Here is an 858-nt window from a genome sequence, read left to right as displayed (position 1 = left end):
ATCCCAATGCCTTAAATAAAGCGAGCCCTAAAGTTTCGACCTTTTAGTTTTCCTTTTGAAATTTTCTCAAGCGCTTTGCGACTAACTTTGTGTTCAACCGCAACATAGGCTGAGAAGTCAAAGATATTAATCTTGCCTATCGATGTTGCTTCTATCGTCTTGTCGCCTGTCAGTGCGCCCAATATGTCGCCAGGTCTGACTTTCTGTTTCTTTCCACCGTCAATTTGAATTGTTTTCATTGGTGGGTAAAAAGGCTTTTTGGCAAGGACGTCTGCTGAAGGAAGTGCTTCTGCCACTATTTCTTTGTTCAGGTACTGTTCTAATCTATCTATGCGATAGCGTTCTTTTTCTGCGTAGAGTGTAAATGCCAAACCCTTACTACCTGCACGGCCTGTTCTGCCAACGCGATGAACATGGACTTCGGAGTCGCGTGCTATGTGAAAGTTTATGACAGCATCTAGATCTTTAATATCGAGACCGCGGGCCGCGACATCCGTTGCGACCAGAATTGAGGCGCTTTGATTAGAGAATCTAACAAGAGTTTGGTCTCGATCGCGCTGTTCCATATCACCATGTATCGCAATGGCGCTGAAGTTTCTATCATGTAAGGCATCTGCCAGGTCTTGGGTTTCTCGTTTGGTATTGCAGAAAATCACCGTTGATGGTGGTTGATACTGCATGAGAATACGATGAACTGCATCAATTCGCTCATCTTGATCTGGGAGTTCATAGAAGTGTTGCTCAATACTGCTGTCACTATGTGTTGACTCAACCTTTACCATGACCGGATCGGTGAGATATTGCGCTGCGATCGATTGAATCTGTTTTGGATAGGTTGCGCTTAACAGCAGAGTTTGG

The 858-nt window shown here is 44.5% G+C and carries 1 protein-coding gene; it reads right to left on the bottom strand.

Going from position 1 to position 858, the window contains the following annotated elements; all coding sequences use genetic code 11:
• Positions 1–11: 11 nt before the first annotated feature.
• Positions 12–858: helicase-related protein (locus A3729_RS01660; protein ID WP_197475476.1), on the bottom strand; the 847-nt coding region annotated here is incomplete at its 5' end.

This window comes from Oleiphilus sp. HI0043 (assembly GCF_001634935.1).
This window is presented reverse-complemented; position numbering and strand designations above follow the sequence as displayed.